General features: G+C 39.0%; 27 protein-coding genes. 2 read left to right on the top strand and 25 right to left on the bottom strand.

Annotated features, from left to right (window positions below; translation table 11 throughout):
- Positions 1–258: 258 nt before the first annotated feature.
- The 13 genes from VSQ62_RS12190 to VSQ62_RS12130 all read right to left on the bottom strand — a co-directional run bounded on the left by VSQ62_RS12190 (position 259) and on the right by VSQ62_RS12130 (position 13,836).
- A complete protein-coding gene (locus VSQ62_RS12190) occupies positions 259–585 on the bottom strand; it encodes a TnpV protein (RefSeq protein WP_334635189.1) in 327 nt (108 codons plus the stop codon).
- Positions 586–1,308: 723 nt separating this feature from the next.
- A complete protein-coding gene (locus VSQ62_RS12185; protein WP_334635188.1) occupies positions 1,309–1,560 on the bottom strand; it encodes a helix-turn-helix domain-containing protein in 252 nt (83 codons plus the stop codon).
- A 139-nt stretch (positions 1,561–1,699) separates the two neighbouring features.
- A complete protein-coding gene (locus tag VSQ62_RS12180; RefSeq protein WP_334635187.1) occupies positions 1,700–4,306 on the bottom strand; it encodes an ABC transporter permease in 2,607 nt (868 codons plus the stop codon).
- 3 nt (positions 4,307–4,309) lie between these two features.
- Entirely contained in the window at positions 4,310–4,981 is a 672-nt protein-coding gene (locus VSQ62_RS12175; RefSeq protein WP_334635186.1) for an ABC transporter ATP-binding protein, read from the bottom strand.
- A 282-nt stretch (positions 4,982–5,263) separates the two neighbouring features.
- On the bottom strand, positions 5,264–6,562 hold the full coding sequence (locus VSQ62_RS12170) for an ATP-binding protein (RefSeq protein WP_334635185.1): 1,299 nt from the start codon (positions 6,560–6,562) through the stop codon (positions 5,264–5,266).
- A complete protein-coding gene (locus VSQ62_RS12165) occupies positions 6,559–7,266 on the bottom strand; it encodes a LytR/AlgR family response regulator transcription factor (protein ID WP_334635184.1) in 708 nt (235 codons plus the stop codon). Before VSQ62_RS12165 ends, VSQ62_RS12170 begins: the two co-directional genes overlap by 4 nt.
- 79 nt (positions 7,267–7,345) lie before the next feature.
- Positions 7,346–8,617, bottom strand: a complete 1,272-nt coding sequence (locus VSQ62_RS12160; RefSeq protein WP_334635183.1) for an ABC transporter permease — start codon at positions 8,615–8,617, stop codon at positions 7,346–7,348.
- Between the two features lies 1 nt (position 8,618).
- Positions 8,619–9,314: an ABC transporter ATP-binding protein gene (locus VSQ62_RS12155; protein WP_016216846.1), complete on the bottom strand. Its 696-nt coding sequence runs from the start codon at positions 9,312–9,314 to the stop codon at positions 8,619–8,621.
- Complete coding sequence (locus VSQ62_RS12150) at positions 9,305–10,015, bottom strand: hypothetical protein (protein WP_334635182.1); 711 nt, start codon at positions 10,013–10,015, stop codon at positions 9,305–9,307. Before VSQ62_RS12150 ends, VSQ62_RS12155 begins: the two co-directional genes overlap by 10 nt.
- Positions 10,012–10,464, bottom strand: a complete 453-nt coding sequence (locus tag VSQ62_RS12145; RefSeq protein ID WP_334635181.1) for an RNA polymerase sigma factor — start codon at positions 10,462–10,464, stop codon at positions 10,012–10,014. Before VSQ62_RS12145 ends, VSQ62_RS12150 begins: the two co-directional genes overlap by 4 nt.
- Positions 10,465–10,622: 158 nt before the next feature.
- Entirely contained in the window at positions 10,623–11,252 is a 630-nt protein-coding gene (locus VSQ62_RS12140; protein ID WP_334635180.1) for a DUF3267 domain-containing protein, read from the bottom strand.
- A 109-nt stretch (positions 11,253–11,361) separates the two neighbouring features.
- Positions 11,362–11,964, bottom strand: a complete 603-nt coding sequence (locus VSQ62_RS12135) for a DNA-binding protein (RefSeq protein ID WP_334635179.1) — start codon at positions 11,962–11,964, stop codon at positions 11,362–11,364.
- Between the two features lie 501 nt (positions 11,965–12,465).
- Positions 12,466–13,836 carry an MATE family efflux transporter gene (locus VSQ62_RS12130; RefSeq protein WP_334635178.1) on the bottom strand — a complete coding sequence of 457 codons (1,371 nt, stop codon included), beginning with the start codon at positions 13,834–13,836 and terminating at the stop codon, positions 12,466–12,468.
- 208 nt (positions 13,837–14,044) lie between these two features.
- Between VSQ62_RS12130 and VSQ62_RS12125 the strand changes: the two genes are divergently transcribed.
- Positions 14,045–14,584, top strand: coding sequence for a PadR family transcriptional regulator (locus VSQ62_RS12125; RefSeq protein ID WP_334635177.1), 540 nt, complete (start codon positions 14,045–14,047; stop codon positions 14,582–14,584).
- 60 nt (positions 14,585–14,644) lie between these two features.
- On the opposite strand, the gene VSQ62_RS12120 is transcribed toward VSQ62_RS12125, so the two are convergent.
- From VSQ62_RS12120 to VSQ62_RS12090, 8 genes are all read right to left on the bottom strand, one after another.
- On the bottom strand, positions 14,645–14,902 hold the full coding sequence (locus tag VSQ62_RS12120) for a winged helix-turn-helix domain-containing protein (protein ID WP_502957818.1): 258 nt from the start codon (positions 14,900–14,902) through the stop codon (positions 14,645–14,647).
- 63 nt (positions 14,903–14,965) lie between these two features.
- Positions 14,966–15,328, bottom strand: a complete 363-nt coding sequence (locus VSQ62_RS12115) for a RidA family protein (RefSeq protein WP_334635176.1) — start codon at positions 15,326–15,328, stop codon at positions 14,966–14,968.
- Positions 15,329–15,332: 4 nt separating this feature from the next.
- Positions 15,333–15,740 (bottom strand): DNA glycosylase AlkZ-like family protein, encoded by a 408-nt coding sequence (locus VSQ62_RS12110; RefSeq protein ID WP_334637643.1) that lies wholly within the window; start codon positions 15,738–15,740, stop codon positions 15,333–15,335.
- Positions 15,741–15,817: 77 nt separating this feature from the next.
- The gene (locus VSQ62_RS12105; protein ID WP_334635175.1) at positions 15,818–16,120 is read right to left on the bottom strand and encodes a DNA glycosylase AlkZ-like family protein; all 303 of its coding nucleotides are present in this window, start codon (positions 16,118–16,120) and stop codon (positions 15,818–15,820) included.
- Between the two features lie 2 nt (positions 16,121–16,122).
- Positions 16,123–16,770 carry a WYL domain-containing protein gene (locus VSQ62_RS12100; protein WP_334635174.1) on the bottom strand — a complete coding sequence of 216 codons (648 nt, stop codon included), beginning with the start codon at positions 16,768–16,770 and terminating at the stop codon, positions 16,123–16,125.
- A 31-nt stretch (positions 16,771–16,801) separates the two neighbouring features.
- Positions 16,802–16,909: an HTH domain-containing protein gene (locus tag VSQ62_RS32440; RefSeq protein ID WP_350339924.1), complete on the bottom strand. Its 108-nt coding sequence runs from the start codon at positions 16,907–16,909 to the stop codon at positions 16,802–16,804.
- 97 nt (positions 16,910–17,006) lie between these two features.
- On the bottom strand, positions 17,007–17,252 hold the full coding sequence (locus VSQ62_RS12095) for a hypothetical protein (protein ID WP_334635173.1): 246 nt from the start codon (positions 17,250–17,252) through the stop codon (positions 17,007–17,009).
- Between the two features lie 168 nt (positions 17,253–17,420).
- Positions 17,421–19,181, bottom strand: coding sequence for an IS1634 family transposase (locus VSQ62_RS12090; RefSeq protein WP_293741083.1), 1,761 nt, complete (start codon positions 19,179–19,181; stop codon positions 17,421–17,423).
- Positions 19,182–19,499: 318 nt separating this feature from the next.
- Here VSQ62_RS12090 and VSQ62_RS12085 point away from each other — a divergent pair, with 318 nt between their 5' ends.
- Complete coding sequence (locus VSQ62_RS12085; RefSeq protein ID WP_334637642.1) at positions 19,500–19,757, top strand: helix-turn-helix domain-containing protein; 258 nt, start codon at positions 19,500–19,502, stop codon at positions 19,755–19,757.
- A 19-nt stretch (positions 19,758–19,776) separates the two neighbouring features.
- On the opposite strand, the gene VSQ62_RS12080 is transcribed toward VSQ62_RS12085, so the two are convergent.
- The 4 genes from VSQ62_RS12080 to VSQ62_RS12065 form a co-directional block, all read right to left on the bottom strand.
- A complete protein-coding gene (locus tag VSQ62_RS12080) occupies positions 19,777–20,199 on the bottom strand; it encodes a winged helix-turn-helix domain-containing protein (RefSeq protein WP_334635172.1) in 423 nt (140 codons plus the stop codon).
- A gap of 193 nt (positions 20,200–20,392) precedes the next feature.
- Positions 20,393–21,643 carry an MFS transporter gene (locus VSQ62_RS12075; protein ID WP_334635171.1) on the bottom strand — a complete coding sequence of 417 codons (1,251 nt, stop codon included), beginning with the start codon at positions 21,641–21,643 and terminating at the stop codon, positions 20,393–20,395.
- A 64-nt stretch (positions 21,644–21,707) separates the two neighbouring features.
- Positions 21,708–22,304: a uracil-DNA glycosylase family protein gene (locus VSQ62_RS12070; protein WP_125128845.1), complete on the bottom strand. Its 597-nt coding sequence runs from the start codon at positions 22,302–22,304 to the stop codon at positions 21,708–21,710.
- Positions 22,301–23,218: a helix-turn-helix transcriptional regulator gene (locus VSQ62_RS12065; protein WP_334635170.1), complete on the bottom strand. Its 918-nt coding sequence runs from the start codon at positions 23,216–23,218 to the stop codon at positions 22,301–22,303. Before VSQ62_RS12065 ends, VSQ62_RS12070 begins: the two co-directional genes overlap by 4 nt.
- Positions 23,219–23,660 lie beyond the last annotated feature (442 nt).

Here is a 23,660-nt window from a genome sequence, read left to right as displayed (position 1 = left end):
CTTCTGTAAATCCTTTATTTAAGGCGTTTTCTGACAAAAAAGTTTGGATTTTGTTTTGGCTTTCTTTTGTCAAAAATGGAAATAAATTAGTTGGAACAGAGCTAAATAACAGTGTTTTTCTCATTTTGTCATAATTGGAGCATTGCATTTGGCGAAATGAAATCCAAACTTTTTTCTACAAGAATCCCCTATTATCAAGCCATTTTCAGAAAAGTTTGGATTTCTCCTAAGTTTGGATTTTAGGAAAAATCCAAAAGTTTAGATTTTCTGAACCCACAACATTTGATTTTCCAATTTGAGTTTTTCCGTTATATTTTCTTTCTCGGCAAATTGTTTTATCAGCCGAAAAAACATATTCTCTGCCTGTTCGTCAATATCGGTAAGGTAGCGGTTCAATTTTCCGCTTGTGAGTAGCGTAGTGTAAATCGACCTTTTATGTTTCTGTAAGTAGCGTTTGTGTCGCTGCCCCCATAAGCCGATAGGTTTGTTTTCTTTTTCGGCTGGTAAGATAAGGCAAGGAATATAATAATCTCCTTGAAGTTCATACCAAAAACTGTTGCTTTCATCATAAATGTACTTGTCCATGAAAAAATCCTCCGTTATAATATATTCGCACATACATCACATTTCCCCGATTGCCACACTTTGTTATATCTTGTTATGAGATTTTCTTGCCCTTGATTTTGCCCTTATAAGCAGTCAGGGAAAGAGTAAACTTGTGTGAAATCATATAAAGGGATAAGGTGCAAATTTCGGACGAACGGCGTAGCCATTTCGCTAAGGGCGGTGTGACGAATTTCGGACTGACGGCGTATTTATTTTGCACAAACGGCGCATTTTCTCTATACTGTTGAATGTTACTACTCAACATGTTACAGAGAAAGGAGCTGCATATGCAGAAATACTCTACCATTATTGGCGTTATTACCCTCCGGCTAGATTCTGGGAGTTATAACACTGTCCAGAAGCGTTATTCTATTGGTTCCAGTACAGTAACGCTTATCATGAACCGCTTTAAGGAATCAGGACTTTCGCTTGATGACCTGAAACGGATGGAACCAAAGAATGTTTTAAGCTCATTTTGTTTTCTTGCGCCATACTGCAAATTTATCTGTTGTTTTTTAAGAAACTTTGGATTTAAGATGATATTTCCAGCGGTAACCGGTCTACATCCTAACTTCCTAAGCATAAGTCAGACGGATTTTTCAACAAATGGATAGATCAGACTTTATTGCATCAAAAGCCGTGCTAAAATCCAAAGATTCCACACGGCTTTTCGTAACATTTTCTTCAATGAACCTTCCCATACTATTTGTTTTTCTTAGCTATAATAGTAATAATACTCAACGTATTACAAACGACAGTCAGAATCTCATTAATACTGATCTGATATAGATCGCTCAAAAGCTTCAAATGCTCAATCGGCGGCATATACTTTCCCGTTTCCCATCTTGAAACAGTCTTATTTGTTACACCGATCCTTTCGCCTAATTGCTCTTGTGTCATGTTATTTTGCTTTCGGAGTTCCTTTAAGAACCCGCCTATTTTTTGAACATCCATCCTCAGTACCTCCTACTCGTTTATTACATAACATTATATAAAAATTCTATTTCAAAAAGCCACCCCATAAACAGCGAATTCCCAGAAACTCAGCACACTATGCCCCCTGTCATTTCGTCTGAGGACTCCAAACCGCAGATCAATCCTGCCCTTTGCGCAGTCTTTCCACCACACTTTCTCTTAAAATATAATGATAGACCAACACCGGTACGCTTCCCGAGATGAGGAGCATCAGGACAAACACGATGCACAGGCTTGCAACCGGTATCCCAAATTTGGCAAAATATACGAACGCCGTCCTAAAAAGCCATGACGCACCATACGACACGGCAACACCTATGGTACATAAGAAAAGCATCGTAATCCCGCTGTAATAGATCCCCTCCAGCATCAATACTTTTTTCATCTGATTCCTTGTCATGCCGATACTCTCCAATGCGGCCAATTCTTTTTGTCTGGCATAAATATTTGTAAAAATGACATTTACAAAATTGAGCGTGCCCATGAAGATCAAGAATACGGCGAACAGATTTCCGATCGTTCTGATCGTGTCAAATGCGGCGTCTGCCCGATCCTTCGCTTCTACCTGTGAGCTGATCTGGACGACGGTCGTTGTGGCAAACATTGCCTCCAATTCCTCCAATATTTCTTCGTCTCTGCTTTTGTCCGTCTGAATACGAAGCGTCTGGACCAGCATTTCCCCCGATACTCTCTCCAAGGCTTCTGCCGTCATATAAAGAGGGACGTCATCGTCTCTTACTTCTCCGTAATATTGAGGCGTATTGACATATTTATTCCCTTTATCCCCTATCACACCAAGCACGGTAAACTCCGCAGTCTTCCCGCCTTCGCGCCTGCCGGAAAGTGTGATCTTCTTTCCGCAGATCTGCCGGATATCCGCCTCTGCATATTCGTCAAAAAATACACCCGTTCCATCTTCCAGATACGTCTGGATTTCCGCTTCCGAAAATGTGCTCTCATAAGAAAAATCCTCAAATTTCTCCAACGGAAGTCCGATACTTCTTGCCCGCAGATGTCCCCTGATCTGTTCTTCTGACAAGCCTGTGTACTGTGCCTGAAGTTTTATAAATGGCTCTAAAAAAAGCTCTTCATTTTGAAAATAAACAGGCTCTACATAGTCAGCGGTTATCTTCTCTACGCCCTCAAAACCGCATATCGTATCTGTCACCGATTCGTTCAGGATATTTTCAATGCCGCCTGCGTCTGCCATCTGAAATGTAAGATTTTGCAGGGTAAAGCTGTCCGGCTGTTCCCTATCGTATTTTTCTTCATAATCTGCGCCATAGGTACAGACTTCTACGATCAGAAAAATCAAAAATCCAAAGAAAAGAGAAGCAAACGTTACCCTTGCTTTCTTTTTACTGCGAAATACATTCCGATATGCCATGCGGTATAATTTCCCGCCGCTGCCTCCTCTATGGGCTTTTATCGTCTCTGTCTGTTCCACATATTTGAGCGCCTCTATCGGAGACACCTGCGCCGCCATTTTCGACGGTTTCTGATTGCTAAGTGCCGCGGTAAGATATGCGAAGGCTGCTGCAAACACATAGATCCACGGTGAGATTATGATCCCGGTTTCAAAGGTCGTTCCAAATCCATTTCCTTCCGTCATCCTTCTTAACAGTCCCGGTACTACGGATTCTGCCAATACCGTGCCAGCCAGAAGCCCTGCGGGGATCCCGATCACAGATACCAGATTGCTCTGTCTTTTTACAATGGATCTCAACTGCTTTGAAGTGGCACCCAGCGTCTTTAACTGCCCAAACATATGCATTTCCCGAAGAACAGAAATATTGATCACATTGAAGATCAAAAGATATCCCGCAATCATGATCAGAATAACGGATAATACAGGCATCACCGCCAAGGCGAAAGACTGCGCCAGGGTTTTCGATAATCCCGTCACAATAATATCCTGCCGGTCCGTCACTTCCGAGATCAATGCAAAGGCTTCCTCTGTACTCAGGCTGTCGTCGATCTTAGCCGTGCCATAAAGCCCCTCCGCTGTTCCATACCGTTTTGCAAACTCCTGAGAGACTGCCATATTACCGATGGCTTTTTTCGTACTTCCCTGCTCTGTATAATACAGATTTGCGGAAATTGTATTCGCGCTGTTTGGCGTTATGTTCGGAGCATAATTGATATAATCCACATAATATCCGCTTAGAATAAACGTCTGCTCTTTTTCCTCCCCGGCTAAATCCACAAAGGAAACAGGGATCTTCATACCAATCTTTGGTTCATCAATTTCTAACTGCCCCAGCATCCACCGGGACATCATAATCTCATTCTCAGCCTGCGGATAGGTTCCTTGTATGTCAGAAAGCGTAGGCACAATATGCGTCTCCCATTCTATTTTGTCATAAGCGGTCATGGCAAATACCTGACTGCCAGACATCCCCTCCTGCATAGCTGCCGCCGCCACAAACTGCTGCCGCCCTATGCTTGATATTTCTTCAATCCTGCCAAACCGCTCCATCTCCGCTTCTTCCATATGCGGAATGATCACATTCGCTTCCGTCCCTTTCATTCTCAGATTCGCCAGTTCCAGATTATGAAAAAGACTGATGCCCGCTCCGAACATAACCGTCATTAAGACCGTCACTAACAAGATCGAAAGAATCAGCACCATGTTCTCCATCCGTTTTTTCTTAAAATTCCGCTGTACGATGCGCCTGATCGCTTGCTTTTCTATCTGTTTTTCTATCTGCTTTTTGCCTCCCATGATTTATGCCTCCTTTACCACCCGTCCGTCTCCGATCCGTATCATACGGTCCGCCTGCCGTGCAATTTCCGGATTGTGGGTGATCATCACGATCGTCTGATGGAATCTTTCCGAAGTCACCTTCAACAGCTCCAACACCTCCCGGCTCGTCTCAGAATCCAGATTTCCGGTCGGTTCGTCGGCAAGTATCATAGACGGTTTGCTTGCAAGCGCTCTGGCGATCGCCACCCTCTGCTGCTGTCCGCCCGATAACTGCGAGGGCATCTTATACACCTTTTCTGTCAGTCCCAGAAGCTCTATGATCTGCTCTATGAAACTTTCATCCGGCTTTTTGCCGTCCATCTCAATCGGAAGTGTGATATTCTCCAGTACGTTCAATACCGGTATTAAATTATAGTTCTGGAAAATGAAACCAATATTCTTTCTGCGGAATACGGTCAACTCATCCGGCTTCATCTTCCCGATCTCTTTCCCGCCAATACATACCTGTCCAGAGGTCGGCACGTCCAGACCGCCAATCATATTGAGCAGTGTAGATTTCCCGCTGGCGGATGCGCCGATAATCGCCACAAATTCTCCCTGCTCAACATCCAGGTCGACACCATCCAGCGCCTTCGTTAAATTGTCTTCTGCTCCATAATATTTTTTTAAATTTCTTGCACTCAATATACGCATGTCCTCTCGCCCTCCTGCGGTTCTTTCTGATAATCTTTAGTATATTGTTGCAAAAGATTATTTCAATATCTCCCGCTTACTTTGACTTCCACAACGCTTACTTTGACCTCCTGCAACGCCTATCCGAGATCAGTTCCCCGTCTGTCCTCTTGGTAAAAACAAAGACTATTTTCAAATAAACAAGAGCCCGACGCATAAACGCAGAGCCGGCAGACTTGTGAAAAATCACAGTCCGCCGGCTCTCTTTATATCCAAAAATATTAAACCGTTTCTATAATATATTTATTTTTCCTCCGTCATGGGTATGAGAATGGACAGCGAATAAATCCCTTCCGTATAATCCCACTGACAACTGCCCTGATACTTTTCTACAGCTTTCTGGATATTTTTCTTTCCAAATCCGTGCATAAATGTGTCTGCTTTTGTTGTCGGAATTTCCAGATCTCCTTCTTTGGCAGAATTTTCAAACTTCACGATCAAAAACTGATTCCTGACGCCCGCCCTGACCGTAATAAACCTCTGTTCTTCCGGCAATTTCATACAGGCTTCCATGGCATTATCCCACGCATTTCCAAAGATCGTACTAATATCCAGCCCGTCTATAAACTTCCCTTTTGAAAACTCCACCTCTGCCTGGACATCGATCCTGGATTCCTTTGCCAGCCTCATCTTGTCCCGCAAAATAATGTCAAGATACGCATTGCCCGTCTGGATATAGTTCTCATAATCTTCTACCTTTTCCTGTAATCTCTGTATCATCTCCTGCGTCTCCTCCTGATGCCCTGTGCGGGCTTCAAGCAGCAATAGATGATTCTTCATATCGTGGTAAACTGCCCGGACACGTTCCTCTTCTTTCAGACGTTCATCATAAAACTTCTGGAGCATTTCCATCTCTTTTGCATGATGCACCACTTCCATCGTTCTGCAAATGTAAGATACAAGATAGATATATCCGAAACTGGAGGCGATCACAGTTATGCAGATCGGATAGATCACCGCAACATCCGTCGCAGTAAAGCAAAGAATCCCAAAAGTCGCCGCGAACGGAACTAAGAGCAAAATATCTAGTACGATCCACATACGGGCCGTCAGAACTTCTTTGATCCGGCAAATATATTTCTTTAAAAACGGATATACCGCGAATGTAAGCAGCAGGCGGAGCACATCGATCAGCAGAGCGATCAGGCTGGCCGCCGTCAATTCCTGTACAGACCATTCAAGACCGCCCGGATCACCTGTAACCCGGTAATAAATGCTGTCCGACAGGTTGAAGGTGATGAAATTTACCGCAACCATCAACGGACAGAACACGAGTACCGCAAATATCTTTTTCGTCCAATTTCCGCGAAAGAACACGGCAACGAACAGAACCATTCCCGCCAGCGCATACACAAACTGAATACTGCTGTAATTGTAGATCGGCAGCGTCCATAAAAACACAAATGCGATATATGCGGTCACTTTTATCAAGATATTTTTACGAATCTCTAGCAACTCCAAAAATATCCGAAAAAACAAATAACTGTACAGTACATTTACCCCGATAGAAAGAATATGTACCACAAAGTGAATCTGCATCATAGCATCTTCCCCCAGTATCCGGCTAACGCTTTCATGAAGTCTTTCTTCTTCGGCTTACTGACATAGACTGTCTCACCGGAAGATAAGGTAATCTCCAGTTTTTCCACCTTCCGGACCAGTCCCATATTCACCAGATATCCGGCATGACAGCGGTAAAACCCAAAAGGGCTCAGCCTTTGTTCCAGCGCTTTCATGCTCTCATAACTGATCACTTCCCCTTCGTCCGTATGCAGCAGAAGATTCCGCTTATAGGTTTCGATATAGTGAATCTTATTTACAGCCGCCTTAAATGTTCCCTGATCGTTGGCAATCACGATACAAGGGTTCTTCTTCCTGCATTTCTCAATCCAGCGGTCAAGCTCCGTTTTCAATCTGATATACTTCATCGGCTTAATAAGATAATTGACCGCCTGATACTGATATCCCTCTAATGCGTACTGTTTCAACGAAGTCAGGAAGATGATGCCCGCCTCTTCGTCTTTCTCCCGGATACGCTTTGCCGTCTCTAAGCCGTCCATCTGATCCATCTGGATATCCAGGAAGATTAAGTCCGTGGATGGATCATAATTTTCAATCAGCTCCAGACCATTTCTGAATACCATCACACGGATCTTCTCACCGCTTTCTTCCTGATACCGCTGTATGTATTGCTTCATTTCATCAGCAAAATCCTGTTCATCATCACAGAGTGCAATGTTGTACATGATGCTCACCTCATCAAGATTTCTTCTGTTTTTCAAAAACAATTATAGCGCAATCATTCCTATTTGTCATTGGGTAGTTTTATCTTGCGGCTATTTGATATCTTTGATATTTTCTCTTTCCGATCCAGAATAATATTATGACAGCAATTCCATATATAAGCGGAGAAATCTGAAAATTTGTCAAATATCGTCCGAAAATGGACACTAACCTGTCATCCCACAACTGAAATTTTATCAATAAATTTGTTGGCAGCAAATCATATATTTGAGACGGTATTCTCCATTGATATGGTATGTCGATCATCATAGTCAGGATCATAATTCCAACCGGAACAGCCATAACCGCTGCGCTGTTCTTTATCATTTCCGACAGTACCATTACAGCAACACTATACAATACAGAAATGATCAACAATACACCAAACAAGATAATTATGGACTCTCCAATACTAACCTTCCATGAAGACAACGGATATATAAGCTGTAAAGCCGCATCATATCCATCCGCACCGTAGACAAAAATACTTGAGATCACTGTTACCCCTAAAATAAGGCTTGCTGTAATTACACCAAAGGTTGCTCCTGCTAATATCTTTGCCAGATATAAATGTTTTTTTCCATATTGACTGCATAAAATAATCGCATCTGTTTTACGCAAATGTTCTATAGAAAACATATTGGAAAGGCATATTGCGATCATCAAAAATATCATATAATTAACCGTATATATATACGTCCATATATTCCCCCAGCCTTCTGCGTATTCATAAGTAAATGGTGTTTTAATCTGTGCAGATTTTTCTTCCCAAAAATTCAGTTCCTCTTCCGTAAGCATCTGATCCGTGCGGTTCTGCGAGATCACCATTGCTCTTTCGTCGTACAGCTCTTCCTCACTTGTACCTAAAATCTCGTTTTCTACAACATTACACATAAACGAATAAATCGGTTCATATTCATTAATAAAACTTTGAGGATCTAACTGTTCTGCATATACTTTCCTTTCTCCGTTTTCTTCTGTACTCTCTGTTATAGCTCCCACCGTACCGTTCGTCCTGTCATTAATAATAGCTCTCCCTTCATTCTCGATTCCCTCAGGATAGGAATCTGCCATTTCCTGAAGCAACGTATCGTCGATCACTCTTCCTTTGAGATTTCTTGCATATTCTCTGTTTATTTTCATAGCTTCGTAACCACTGATCGAGACGTCGCCGACATAGACCGACGAAGACAGCAGATCAGCAAAACTCAAAAATATGCATAGCAAAATTATAACTCCCCCGATCATCCACGTGATCTTTCGATCCACAATTTTCTTTAATTCAAAGAAATATAATGTTCTTATCTGTTTCATCTTACTCCTCCTCAAATTGTTTCAAATAAAATTCTTCCAGATCGCCCAACTGTTCCTGCCATCTCCCCTGATAGATCATTTTTCCGTCTTTCATCATTAATATGTTATCTGCAATATGTTCGACGTCTGAAACGATGTGTGTTGACAAAATAACAATACTGTCTTTCGCAATTTCTGCAATAATATTTCTAAAACGAACACGCTCTTTGGGATCGAGTCCCGCGGTCGGCTCATCCAAAATAAGAAGCTTCGGATCATTTAATAACATCTGAGCGATCCCTAATCTCTGTTTCATTCCTCCTGAATATGTCTTGATTTTTTTATGTGCGTCTCCTTGTAAAGATACCAATTCCAAAAGTTCATTTGCCCTACGCTTAGCCTGCGTTTTTATCAAGCCCTTCAAAGCTGCCATGTACATTAAAAAATCCATTCCTGAAAAATCCGGATAATATCCAAAATCCTGCGGTAAATATCCCAGTTTAGACCGGTATAGTTCTGTAGAAACATCTATGCCGTCAAACGTTACCGTCCCACTATCTGGTTTTAATACTCCACAGATCATCCTCATCAACGTCGTTTTCCCCGCGCCGTTTGCCCCTAGCAAACCATGCACTCCTTCTCCTAATTTGAGAGATACCCGATCTACCGCTATCTTGTTACGGTACTGCTTTGTCAAACGATCTAAGCTCAATTCCATGCCAATTCCTCCACTTGTTTTAGATTTCTTTTCGCTTCTTTTATGATGATTGCAACAGATATGATTAACACGACCAACCAAATCACAGAATATTTCATTTCATATACGATCGGAAAAATGTTCTGGATAAAGAGATTCATTCCGCTAATCCCGATTGCTGTTCCCATACACCAATACATAGATTCTTTGCCCTGTATCTTCCTGGTCCCCCACATGCCGATTGCCGATGTAAGCACATAAGGTACTAATAAATATAATCCAGTCTGAAACACTGACACCGCATTATAAATAGTGCAGATGGGAATTAATAACATCATTAAGATCAAATGAACCATACCCAATATCATCATCCGTGCCAGTAAAACACTCTTCAGTGAAAAACGAGCGCTCATCTCCAGCTCAGCCATCAAATAAACTTCTGAACGCACATACTCTGTGATCGCCGTCAATGCTATGAACGGAATCAACGCTGATATTACCCATAATATATCTTGTTCTAAAAAACATCCGCCAAGAATTGCAATCCCCAGTATGATCCCAAAAGTTCCCCAGACATATTTGGGGATATAGGTAATCTGTACTCTTAAAAATGCCAGATTACTGATCTTTGATTGCGGGATTCTATTTAAAAATTCTCTTTTTCGTGTTGGCGAAGGTGCTGCAAAAGCCTCGCACAACTCTTTTTTTAAATCCTGTTTCACCTGAAATCCTCCCTTCTAAGCATATCTTGAAGTTGTTTTAACGCTTTTGTCGTTTTACGGTACAATGAAAATCTTGATACCTTCAATATCCCGCAAATAACCGATACAGGTACTTCATCCACATACCGCAAAAGCAGTATTTCCTGCTCTTCTCTCGTCAGTCTATGCAATGCGTCTCTTATAACAATACTTGTAAGTATTTCATTCTCTTTATCTTCTGACCGTAATTCTTCTGTTAAAGGATCCTCCGTTTTACTGCGATATATGTCAACACACAAATTATGCGCTATCGTATAAAGATACCGTAATTTCTTTCCCTTTTCATAATAAGTATTGCTCTCTAAAAAGCGAAGAAAAGTTTCTTGCGTAATATCCTCCGCCAACTGCTGATTACTTAGCTTAAAATAACAATAACGGTATATTTTGTCATACTGTTCTTCTATGTCCATGGATCAAGAGACCTCCTTCACTCTGATTAACGCATTATATCACCAAAATGTGCGGTATGATCTAAATATTTTGAAATAAATATCACAAAAGGCAGGAACCTTTTTCTTGATTCCTGCCTTGGTACGCCGTTCTTTGTATACAACGGTTATTCAAAATTCTATTTCTCAAAAACAACAAAGCCACATTCATAAGGATGATCGCAATACACACTTTCTTTCTTATCCGTGCGGTATAACAAGATTTTCAGTATGATCAGAAAATCTCCGCCGCCTGACAGAAGCATGATTTCCGCCAGGAAAAGCAGCAATAATTGATCTGTTATCACTGCAGCTACCGCAGCTGCGAATCCTAAAATTAGTGTAGGCATAGCCGCTCCGAACAGATATTGCCACTTTTTCAACGGTTCTGAGCACGTGCAGTATGGAGTAAAACTGCTCCGAATGAATCCAAAATCAATCGAATGAAAATGATCTTTTGCAAAAATCCCCCAAGTGATTCCATGTATTAACTCATGCAGTACAATCAGAACAAGAATAAGCAGATATGCTGCTGCGACAATTCCGATAGAGATTCCGTCTATATCCAAACCATTCACATAATAGTATACCCCAAATGCTAAAACCATAAATGGCAGCATACTCAAAGGCCCCTGAAAATTCGCCTGTTGTATATCAATAATCATATTCTTTATTTGATATCCTTTTTGATGCATTTCAGCGTTTAATTTTTCAAAGTGATCTTTACGCTTCAATTCTTTATCTGTTAGTTTTCTTTTATCTTTTTCCATCCCCAATTTCCTCCAAAATCCGATTCTGTATCATACTCCGTACATTCTATACCCACAATGCCGTTCTTATTATATCGCAATTAAGCCTATTTGACATTGTACAGTTTCATTATTTCATCAGTCCTTTTTTCTTAGCGTAATCACAAATAAAGGATACAAATGCCAATATCAGCAGCATAAAGACAGACAGCACATCCCATACATCAAGAACAGGCTCTTCTATCATCTTTGATAGTATTACATTGACAATAATCATTAATGGAATAGCAGATAAAAAAGTTGTTCCTAAAGCGGCTAACTTCCTTTCAATACACTTAAACACTGCAACTATTATCCACAAGAATATGATTGAAACCATCGCCATCACTGCACCAACTGAAAATACTTCTTTCGCTTTTAATAAACCGCCTAATAAGAACAGATAGGGGACGATAAAAACACTTAATGATATTAAACTTACGGTAAACCCTCTTTTCCCCAAAAAAATACTTGGAAAAGAAATTATCCATGCGAATACAATAGAACTGACCGGAATTAATGACCATGTTAAATTACCGGATATTGCAATATCGCAAATAAGGCATACCATAATCCCTATCAATAGTGTTGCTGAAAAAAGAATTGAAATAATGACATGCTTTGTCATGTTATTTTTGTCTTTCTTTTTTAATGCAATCAAATTTTCATCTGCCTTTTTTTCATAACTTTCCATGTTTATTTCCTCCCCGCTTAACAACTCGTTTACTGTAATTCCCAGTATTTCGCAAAGTTCTAACATTATAGATGAATCGGGCATACTTTCTATTTTTCTCGATTAACCTTTTTGATATATTCAGTACATCTTCACTTGATGCAACAATATCATTATATACTTTGCTAAAGTCTATGACAAGATGACAAAAAGGAACGGACGATGATATTAGCCTCCCATTTATATGAAAAAGTTAGAGAATAAGTATTTGATATATTTATCTTGGGTGTACCGGTAGTAAAAGTCGTGCAGGTCGATGATAGTCATTGTATATACCTCCATATCGTTTTTGCGGTCAGGTTGCGGGAAACGATATGGAGGGCGACGGGGAGCGACACCCGTGTGAATAATCACCTTGCTAAAACAGCAGTCTCTTACATTGCCAGTTTCAGCGAAGAAATAAATTAGCTATATCAATTTTTAGAAATCTCTTTTTTTATGTTTCATATATTCACTTAAATCTTACTCTTGTTTTTCAATATGAAGCTGTGCTTCTGCCAGTTCCCCATGAAACTGTAATGCCATAAAAATTGTGATAATGCCTGAAATCACATCTGCAATCGGCTGTGCATAAAGTATTCCATTGATTCCCCAAACATTCGGGAGAAGCAAAATCACTGGGACAAAACAAATTCCCTGCCTGCAAGCCCCAAGTATAAAGCCTTTTACCCCTCTACCAAGTGCAAGGAACAAAGAAGAATATACCGTATAAAAGCCAAACAGAAAGAATGAAAATCCATTTGCCAAAAGGGATTTCTGCCCTACTGCAATCATTTCCATATTTCCATTTGCAAACTTAGAAATTATCTGTACAGAAAACAGAGCCATTAGCAAACCCACTATTACACAGAAAACCGTTGACCACAAAATAGAGGTTCTAATTGCCTCCCTCAAACGCTGGAACTTCTTTGCCCCATAGCTGAATCCTGCAATCGGCTGAAATCCTTTCAGGAAGCCAAATACCACTAAAGTTCCCATAGATGTAACCCTTGTGACTGCCCCCATCCCGGCAATGGCAGCATCTCCATATCCATTTGCCGCCCGGTTAATGAGCGCTATGGAAAAACTGGTAAGAAGCTGGAAGGTAAGTGTTGGAACTCCAATTTTCAAAACTTCCATATATATCTGCCTGGAAGGTTTAAAATCTTTTATACTGAATGAAAATGCACTCTTTTTACGAAGTGCATAAGTTAAGTACACAAGCGTAGAAACAAATTGAGAAATGGCAGTGGCAATCGCAGCTCCCGCTACCCCCATATCAAACACATAAATAAAAACCGGATCTAAGCCAATATTTAATACAGCTCCTAACAATAAGGCGCACATGGTTGTTTTCGCTGCCCCTTCACTTGCCACAATATTATTCATTGTCACATTAAATACATTAAAGATACAGGAAACTACATATATCCTTGCATAAGACAAAGCATACGGCATAATGGTATTCGTTGCCCCAAGCATGGTTAAAATCGGTTTCATAAAAACAGCAGCCAAAATAATAATAACTGCACCAATCATAACGCTGCTGTATACTGCCGTACTCGCCACCTTATTCGCAGTACCTCTGTCTCCACGGCCTAACAGCCTTGAAAGATAAGATGCCGCACCATTGCCAAACATCAACCCCAGTCCTACTACTACCTGTCCTAGCGGAAACACAATCGAAATCGCACCCATAGGGCTTTCTCCCAGACCTCCCACGAAATACGCATCTACCAGATTATAAAGGGCATTGATCAGCATACCAATCATAATCGGTACACCAAGAGCCACAAGAGCTGTGGGGACTGGCGCACTCCCTAATAGTTCCATTTTGTTGTTACGTTCATTCATTTCTAAATGCTCCTTTCTCTTGACAATCAATATTATTTACAGTAGTATAATTTATACTATTTCCTTCGAAAGAAAATATACTCTAATTTATAGTAGTTGTCAAGAGATTAATGATATTTTCTTTTCTATTTCTTGACAGCAGCTATAAAATCCATTACTATAAATTACAGTGTAATACATATAAATTCAGAGAGAAAGGCTGGTCACAATGGCTACGATTGATTTAATTGTATTGGGAATGTTAAAAAAAGAGCCTATGGGCGCTTATGATATTCAAAAGCTGGTGGAATACCGCAATATATCCAAATGGGTAAAAATAAGCACCCCGTCTATCTACAAAAAGGCACTCCAGTTAGAAGAAAAGGGATTTATCAAAGGAACGATTGTAAAGGAAGGGAAAATGCCAGAAAAGGCAGTTTATTCCCTTACCGATGCCGGAAGTAAGGAATTTGAAAGACTCATGCAGGAAATCGCTGCTAAACCTATCCATATTTTTTTAGACTTTAATGCTGTGATTGTCAACTTAGACAGTTTACCTCCAGCAATCCAGCAATCTTGTGTAAATAACATTGAAAAGAACATCAAAACACTGAAAACTTATTTAGAGGAAAACATCCTTGAAAAAGAAAATATTCCGGAAATTCCCGAAACAGGCATTGCAGTTTTACAGCAACAATATGTTTTAGTGGAAGCAATCGAAAAATGGATTGCTTCTCTGAAAAAACACTTTCCATCAAATAATGAATAGATAATTTCCAATAATAATCCACTGCTTTATTTAAAAGAAAGGCAGCAATCTGTTTTCACATCACAGACTGCTGCTTAAATTTTTGTTGAACCGATAGCCAATACCCCATACGGTCTGTATGTAAAGCGGCTTGCCCGGATTGTCCTCTATTTTCTCTCTAATGTGGCGGATATGGCTCATGACAATATTGTAATCGCCGGAATACGGCTCCTGCCAGACAATATCATAAATCTGCTCTTTGCTGAATATTCTGCCCGGATTCTTTGCCAATAGACACAATATATCAAACTCTCTATTAGTAAGTCTCTGAACATACAGCCTTCCTTATTCCCGCCGACAAAAAGCAAGTTACTAGGTAGACAAAAATCTACCTTGGAGTTACTATTTTCCCAAATAGGCTATAGCATCAACTTGAAATAGCAATCTATTATTTTGATCTGCAAATTCGGTTTGAATCGACTTGCGTACAGGGTATTTTCCGTTAAATCTTTCTTTAATAACCTTTTCCATTATCGGAATATCATAGATATTTTTAAATAAACAATTCATCTGTACTACATTTTCAAGAGTCATACCCACCAATGCCAACCTTTCTTCCATTTCATCAAAAGCTCCATTAATCTGCTGCTCAATAGCACCATCCACATTACGGACACAATAATTCAAAAAGCAAAAGTCTCCAGCTTTAATAATACCTGAATGTGCCCAAGCTTCATTAATATCGTATCTTTCTATTTCTTTCATTTTACTACACTCCTAACTTTACAATATTATTTTTTGAATTGTTGACCTGAAGAAATTCTGCAAAACGTATCATCTCTTTTATAATTATTTCTATCATATCATTATCCGGTTCAACTTCTGATTCCCACCACCAGTTTTTGATAGCAAACTCCCCTGCCTGACGAACGGATTCCGCCTCAAACCTTGCAATAAATCGACCATTATATAGTACCGGTAACACATAATATCCAAATTTTCTTTTAGCAATAGGAGTATACACTTCCCACCGATATATAAAACCAAATAGTTTTTCTATCATCTGTCTATCCCACATAATATTATCTAATGGCGCAATAAATCTTGCATAGTTATTTGCAGTTTGATTTTTCATATATTTTTGAATATCCTTTGAAACATAAAAAGTTTCTTTAATTCCTTCAACCTGTATTTCATCAATTTTATTTTTCTCAATCAGTGTTTGAAGTGTGGAACCGCGTATTTCATTTTCACTTAAAACCTAAAGCAGTTAAAATCTTTAGTGTTATAAATACACATTTCTTTATCAAATCCATCAATCAATTTATGTTCTTTGTATAATAGATTGTAAAGATCCTGCTCTTTGTAATCCGTCACTCTTGCCTGTAATACTAAATCAGCATTCCTTGCTACAACATTCAAGGGATCATATTGAATACTGTGTATTCGCTGCATTATCTTTTCTACGCCTATTTTTCCACACAACATTTCCGCACCGTCTAAATTGTGATAACGGCATAACATATGTCTTACTTCTTCCTTTGAATATAATTTCATCTTCATTCCTCATATACCGTTTGAATTTCTTTACAAATTTTTATAATGCGTTCTTTTATCTCCTGTGGTTCGATTACCTTAACCTTATTTCCAAAGGAAAGAATCATCCCATACCAAAACATCTCATGCTCCGGTGCAGAAAAACAAAACTCAAAATCACCATTTTCAAATTCCTTTGTAATTCGTCCATTTAAGTATTCTCTACATTTTGACTTTATGGCTGCTTTTCCATGTAGTTTGATGTTAACAATATTATTGACAGAACCCTTCTGCTTAATATCCGAAAGATCATGGATTTTTGTATTTCTTATATCTGTTACTTTTAAACGTTCCATACGAACTAATTTGAACATACAATAATCCTGATATTTTTCATAATATCCAATCAAATACCAGCTATACCATTTGTATTGCAGCCGAACTGGTTCAACTTGAAATTCTTTTATTTCGTCATGACTGTTTGTATAGGCAAATCGAACAATATTTTTTTTCTTAATTGCATCTTCTAATAGCATTAACTGTTCATTTATTTCATCATCCTCACTTGCTACACTAAAATCCACAGAAACAGCATTATCTTCTGTACAATTTATGCTTTTTATTTTAGATAAAGCCTGCTCTAAACTTTTACTCGCATATGCACTCGCCATCCCTTTCAGTGCAGTAACAATCCAATTATATTCATGATTTAATATCTCTCATAATTGTTCTGGATGAAACTTCAAATTTTTCAGCGAGCTTCTGTGCAGATGTACGACCATTATTCAACAAATAAACAACAATGCCCATAAGCCGATCAATCTTCATTTTTCTCCTTTCTGCATCAGTTTAGCAAACGAACTATGACACCATTATGTCTCAGTTCGTTTAAATAATCAATTTTTTATCAAAAAGTCAGAACTGTCCACAAGTCCCTGATAATACGCCCTCTGCTCCTCCTTGTAATAGGCCTCACCGCATCCATATAGTCCTCCAAAAACTCCCTGTCCTCTTTCGGCAGTTTGGAAAGATATGCTTCAAATGCCTTCCGTTTCTTTTTCAGTTCCCGGCTGGCTGCTTTTGCCTCTTCCGTCTGGACGAAATATTCCCTGTCCTCTGATTCGCTGCGCAGTTCCTTAAAGTCATCTGACAATGTTACAAAACTTCATTCATGCTTATTTCCACCTTTCTCCCTGAAAGTCGAGCAATAGACACTAAAAATTTTCCACTTGTATGGTTGAACTGTTGTTCGAGAAACGGAAGTCGGGGATACCCTTCCTACGCACTGGAATAATTTTTAACCATACAGGCGGAAAATTTCCTATAACTCCACTCCAAGCCTATTTAAAAATAACTGGTCTCTTGCTATCGCTTCTGTCGTCCATATCTGTTTTGCATATGGCGTGGTTACATCTATCTTCTCCACAGCATCAAACCAATCAAATATTTCCTGGATAGAATTATTCTCTAACCATGTTTTTAACTGCTTTTCTTTATCCAGATTCACTTTCAAATCATGGTCATGTTCGCCGTTCGGTACCCCCAGAGTATTTTTCATCCGGGTAATCTCACCCGAAAAATGTTCATAGTAACATAGCGCGACAAATTGGACTAATTTCTTACCATCTACTGTCAGGTCATCCCATACACGGTGTTTCCTGCCTCCAACCCGCTGCTTATATTCTTCAAAAAAATCTTCAATCCATTCCCTCTTGCGAAACTTCCTTAACGACTCGAACGGATCTTTTTCCTTGTTTGCTACAAGTACAAATACTCCGTTGTACTTTTTTGCCTCTCTTACCGCTTTCGTTTTGAATGTAATTACGGGCTTTCCATTCCGCTTTTCTTTGATATCCAAAAACTGGTCGATCATTCTCCGAGCTGCAGGTTTAAAGTCTCTTTCTCCCTCCAGATAAGCATTCCTAAGTTTATTGAGCGTTTCATCAAATGCCCTGTTCTTCTTTATGCGGTTGACATCATTGAAATAAATATGCAGATATACCCTACGGTTGAATAATTCTGTATCTCCGGCCTCCAGCCCTTTCTTTTTGCTGGCATACTTCCTTGTCCTGGTAAATTCATGCATGATACAGGTGCTGACACCATACGTCCCGGCTTCATCCGGGCACATGTTCCCCGTATCCTCCAGCTTCCTGAGAACTTTGTCAATTTCAGGCCGTATCCATTTCACATCGTACTGTGCACGAGTGATAAAATCAAAGGATGATTGTAACAATAGTGACAGGTTATCTTCGGAATAAAACCCACAATCGGAAATCACCTCGGATTGTTCAAGCCCCAATGCTTTTAACTGCTTTGTGGCATTCTCCACTGCAATCACATCCGGTATATTTCCCGGGACTGACATGTAACACACTGGCTGCCTGGTAGATATGGAGTAAAACGTAAAGAGTTTATCCGTTTCCAACCCGTCCCTATCCTTATTATATCCTTGCCTGGCCCTGCCATGGTTCAATCCATAGGTCGAAACCGTAGAAGAATCATACGCCAGAACCCGTGCGTTTTCCAAACGGGCGGCCCTGTTAAAGAAAATGCTCTGCGAGATCGTCTCATCTGCCCCGACACGTTCAAACAAGTCATGAGCCGTGTCTTCAGAAATGGGATAACCATAGGGTTCCATAATATGTGTCAACTGCCACTTTTCAATGTGCGAAGTAGCCTCGCCGTCACTCTGCAGATAATATCTCGCCAAGGCAATAATCTTTTTGGCTACCGCCGTGTCACAGCTTTTATACACATCGTCATCTATTCCGCTGGCTGCACCGATATGGCCGATGATTGCTGATGCGCCAATCCGAATACGTGCGGCTGTGACGCCGACTTCGCTCATTGTACTTTCTGCCGCACATTTTTTCCGGGATCCATTGGATGCCTTGGCCCGCGTGGGTACGATCTCATCGGATCCATTCACTTTCTTCCCCAACAGTTTTTGTTCTTTTGAGACATAATATCCTTTTTCTTTATTGTAGATGCTAACCCGCCTATAGACATATACGGTTCCATTCCCCTGATCCTTTTCGATCAGATCCACACGTTCTTTTCCAGAAGCTATACGGCCCATATTTCCCTCCAAATACTTAGTATCTATCTTTCTCTTATATTATAACAGATACTAAGTATTTTTTCAAAGGAAAAGGGCCGTATTTTCAAGGTTTTTATCGCTTTTTTAATTCGGTAGAATCAGTATTTAGTGACTATTATTCGACTTTCAGGTTTCTCTGCTAAACATAATATTGTATTTTACAGTCCATATTGTCAATCTCCAATTTTCCAATAGCAAGATAATTCCCTGTCACTTCATCTTTAGAAGTATATTATCAACAATATTTCGTAAAATCAATAATATAAGACTTCATCTTTAGAAAGTTGGTGGTAGGATATTAAAATCTATTGGAATAAGGAAAGCAACTCTAAAAACCTAATCGGTCAAAGGGTTATGGAATTGCGGACGGAGCGAAAGTTATCGCAGAAAGCCCTTGCAGAGCAGCTCCAGCTTGCCGGATATGAATTTAGCGACCTGACTGTTTTACGGATTGAAAAGGGAACAAGGTTCGTCCCGGATTATGAAGTAGTAGCTCTGGCAGAGTTCTTCCATGTATCCTGTGAATACCTTTTAGGCATACAGGACAAAAAATGAGCAGCGATCTGTTTCCATATCACAGACTGCTGCTTATATTTTTGTTGAGCCGATAGCCAATGCCCCATACGGTCTGTATGTATAGCGGCTTGCCCGGATTATCTTCTATTTTTTTCCTTATATGGCGGATATGACTCATAACAATATTATAATCGCCGGAATACGGTTCCTGCCATACAATATCATATATCTGCTCTTTACTGAATATCCTGCCTGGACTCTTTGCTAATAAATATAATATATCAAATTCCCTGTTCGTAAGCATAATTTCTTGTTGTCCTATAATTACACATCTATCACATAAATTTATTCTTAATCCGCCTAGCTGAATATTTCCTGCTTCCTGTACCTTGTTACACCACTCAAGATTTTTATTATTACTTACTACCTGCAACATCCTCCGATATATACCCTCTTCTTCGTCAGAAAATGATAAAACCATTATTCTCCCCTTTACACTACCTCTCTTAACATTATTTATAGAAATTATTATCTAAGTAAAAGAATATACGCCGAAGCAACGACACTAAGAATAATGATACACCAACCAAGTTTTTTCTTATCCATTTTCAATCACCTCCTCTAGCAAATTTCATCTATATTTACCTCACAATTACTATTTCCCAATCAAAAAATTAATTATATTCTTGTTGCAGAATCCAATAAATCTTCTTTCCCTTTATACTTCCAAATATAATAAAAACGGCAGTAATGATCAGAACCCCAAATAACTGTTTATCAAATTTTTCATAGATAATCCCATACAACCACACACCAATGGGAAGGGCACAATTATTAATAGTCGCAAAAATAGCCATTACCCGCCCCAGCATATTCTGTGGACTGACTTTTTGAATTCCTGAAACAATATATGTTCCTGCTATACTCGCCAGAAAAATAATCGCTCCTGCTGATAGACTTAATATAAAATAAGTTTTCTTAGCAGAATTATGTTTTAAAATCATTAGTGAAACTGGAATCATTGCTAAGCCCATACCAATAAATAATTTATATATATTCTTAATTTGAAATTTTCCTGTAATAGCTGTCGCTACAAATCCCCCAGCTATACCCAATATTCCAAGAAACACCTGCACACCTCCGTTCCAAACAGAATCAAGTTCCAATTTCACACTTATAATATATGGGACTCCTATGGACAAAAAAGGCTGAATCAAGAACATGAAAAATGCATTTAACAGCATAACTGCCCCTATATGTTGCTTTTCTTTCAAAATCAACCTTAAAATATCCTTAAAATCATATTTAAAAACATCTACCATGCTATCATAACAATGTTGAATCTGTAATGGTATAGTTAAGTGCAATTCAACACTAGCAGCTAATAAAAAACATACCGTACACAGGAACATGATATAATGAAAATATTCTTTTCCAAATATGCTATAAAAAAGCCCTGCCAAAAATGGTGCTAAAAGCCCTGATAATGAAGTTATTTGATTCACTATTGCATTTGCCTTTGTAAGATTCTCATTGGTTTGAATCAATGGTACACTAGATTGAACAACTGGTGCCTCGAAAGCCGATACTATAGATAACAGTATTAGAAGTCCTGCTACAATTCCAAATTCCTCCCGCCTTTGAAATGCAATTCCCATCAACAAAGTAATCATTCCATAAATACCATCAAGAGCAACCATAAGATTCTTTTTGTTTTTTCTGTCCGCTAAAATACCACCGAAGGGAGATAATATAATTGGTGAAATATAACTTGCAGCCGTTATCCATCCAAATATAGCTGCGGAAGCAGTTACCTCCAATATGTATAATGATATAGCAAATTTGATAATATTAGTTCCAAACATGGATAATGTCTGCCCTGCCAAAAAAAAGATAAAATTTTTTGAAAATATTTTTTTAATCATATTGACCACCTCACACAGGGCATTATATAATAACAAGCCTGACATCTTGTGTCAGGCTTGGAAATTATTTCATTATCAAATTGTACATTGAAGCAATATCCTCAGCAGCCATTTCAAATTTAGATTTTTCAATCAACAAATTCTGCCCTGTCATGATATAGGACGGTATGATACGGATACCCTTATAAAAAATCTCACTGCTCCGTAATTTGTAGGTAGAAATGCTCGGAACTGCATTTTTTCTTGTTTCTTTCTTGCTAATCATATTAAAAGCTTTTTTTGCCACATCTCCCATCAACATGATAACTTTTACATTAGGAAACAGTGCCAGTTCCCGCTCCAGATATGGCAAACTTTTTTCTATGCTTTCCTTCGCCACTGTATATTCTGTTTTTGGCATTTTTACAGCATTTGTAATATAAATTCCTCTATCCAAAATATTCTGAATGGTTTTTACCTGTATCCCAGCTTTTTGAAACAATGGAATCGTTGTTGATAAATAAGCAGCTTCTGTTCCCCCATAAAAATCATCTTCTGGATCTGCAGGCACAATCTCATTTATCATAACTGCCTGTATCATTTTCGGATTTACTTCTACATGATTAAATTGAAATTTTTCTCCCTCTACATTTAACTTTTGTAATTCTTCTCTTACATTCATCTTGTATCCTCCTCGAAATGTTTTAATGCAATTTTATATCTTTCTATTATCTTTTCCTTTAATGATATTGGATACAATATTGATATTTGATTACCAAAGGACATAATAAAACTATATAGCCATTCTGTTTCCGGCAAAGTGACATTTACCCTAATCTCCTGCCCATTCCACTTTATTACATCATCCTCAAATGTATCGTATACCCGATAGCTAACCTCCTTCGGAAAACTCAATTCTATTGTTATAGGCTTTCCCATTTCTTCCATCAAAGAAAATACTGACTCCTTCATTTCTGAATGGCTTTTAAAGTATTGATCTGTCACCAGAAGTTCTTTAATCCGTGAAATACGAAACAGGCGATAATCATTTCTTTTTAAACAATACGCATACAGATACCACGCTTTATCCTTGTATACCAGCTTTAAAGGCTGACACCTTCTCTGGCTACCTTCTCCCAATGAATTATAATACAGAAACTGAATTTCCTGTCTGCCTAAAATTGAACGTTTCAACATTTCAAAATATTGTTTTTCTTTTTCAACAATACTACCCCATCGAGAAAAATCAATTTCTATCCAGTCAGATTCCGCTATCTGGAATGTTGCCTTCAATTTTGACATTACTCCATCTGTATCTGGATATTGAACAGCAGACAAGCTCTGTACACCGATTAAAATATCCTGCATTTCCTGTTCTGATAATAGAGATTTCTTCAAAACAAAATTATCAAACAAATGGATTCCGCCCCCATGACCTGTCGTTGTATAAACGGGTATACCTGCACCGCTTAACATATCAATATCACGATAAATTGTCCTTACTGATACTTCAAATTTCTTTGCCAGTTCAGGAGCTGTTACTGTTCCCTTATCTAATAAGTAATACAAAATTTTAAACAACCTGCTTTCTGACACTCACATCCCTCCTTATATTATAGTTATAAACTAAGTAACCTGACAAAGTATGGCAAGTTCCCAAAATACTCTCCTAAATTCCCTCACCATATTTTCTGCTCAATCTTTTTCCACAGCTATATTGATATGTTAGCATCTGAATCATATAAAATCAATTGCAAATCACTTCATCTTTAGAAGTTTTCTTTAAAACCATATAGACACTGACACCCCTCCGGGAGTGTCGAAAGACAAGAATAACAAGCACTGCCTATGTACGGACACATAGCGAAATTTCCCATACTTCCCTACCGTCCGTATGATGAAATTTCCATAGGGAAGTATCCTGTTAGACGGCATTTTAAAAGGAGCGGCGACTGCATAGTCGCCGCAAATTAAAATCTCCACATTGAAGCAATAACTCTTACAGCTTCCAGAAAGGACTTGAAATCTGTACAAGATA

This window comes from Sporofaciens sp. JLR.KK001 (assembly GCF_036941055.1).
Taxonomy (GTDB): Bacteria; Bacillota; Clostridia; order Lachnospirales; family Lachnospiraceae; genus Sporofaciens.
Note: the sequence above shows the minus strand (reverse complement) of the source record. Positions and strands in the feature narration are given on the sequence as shown.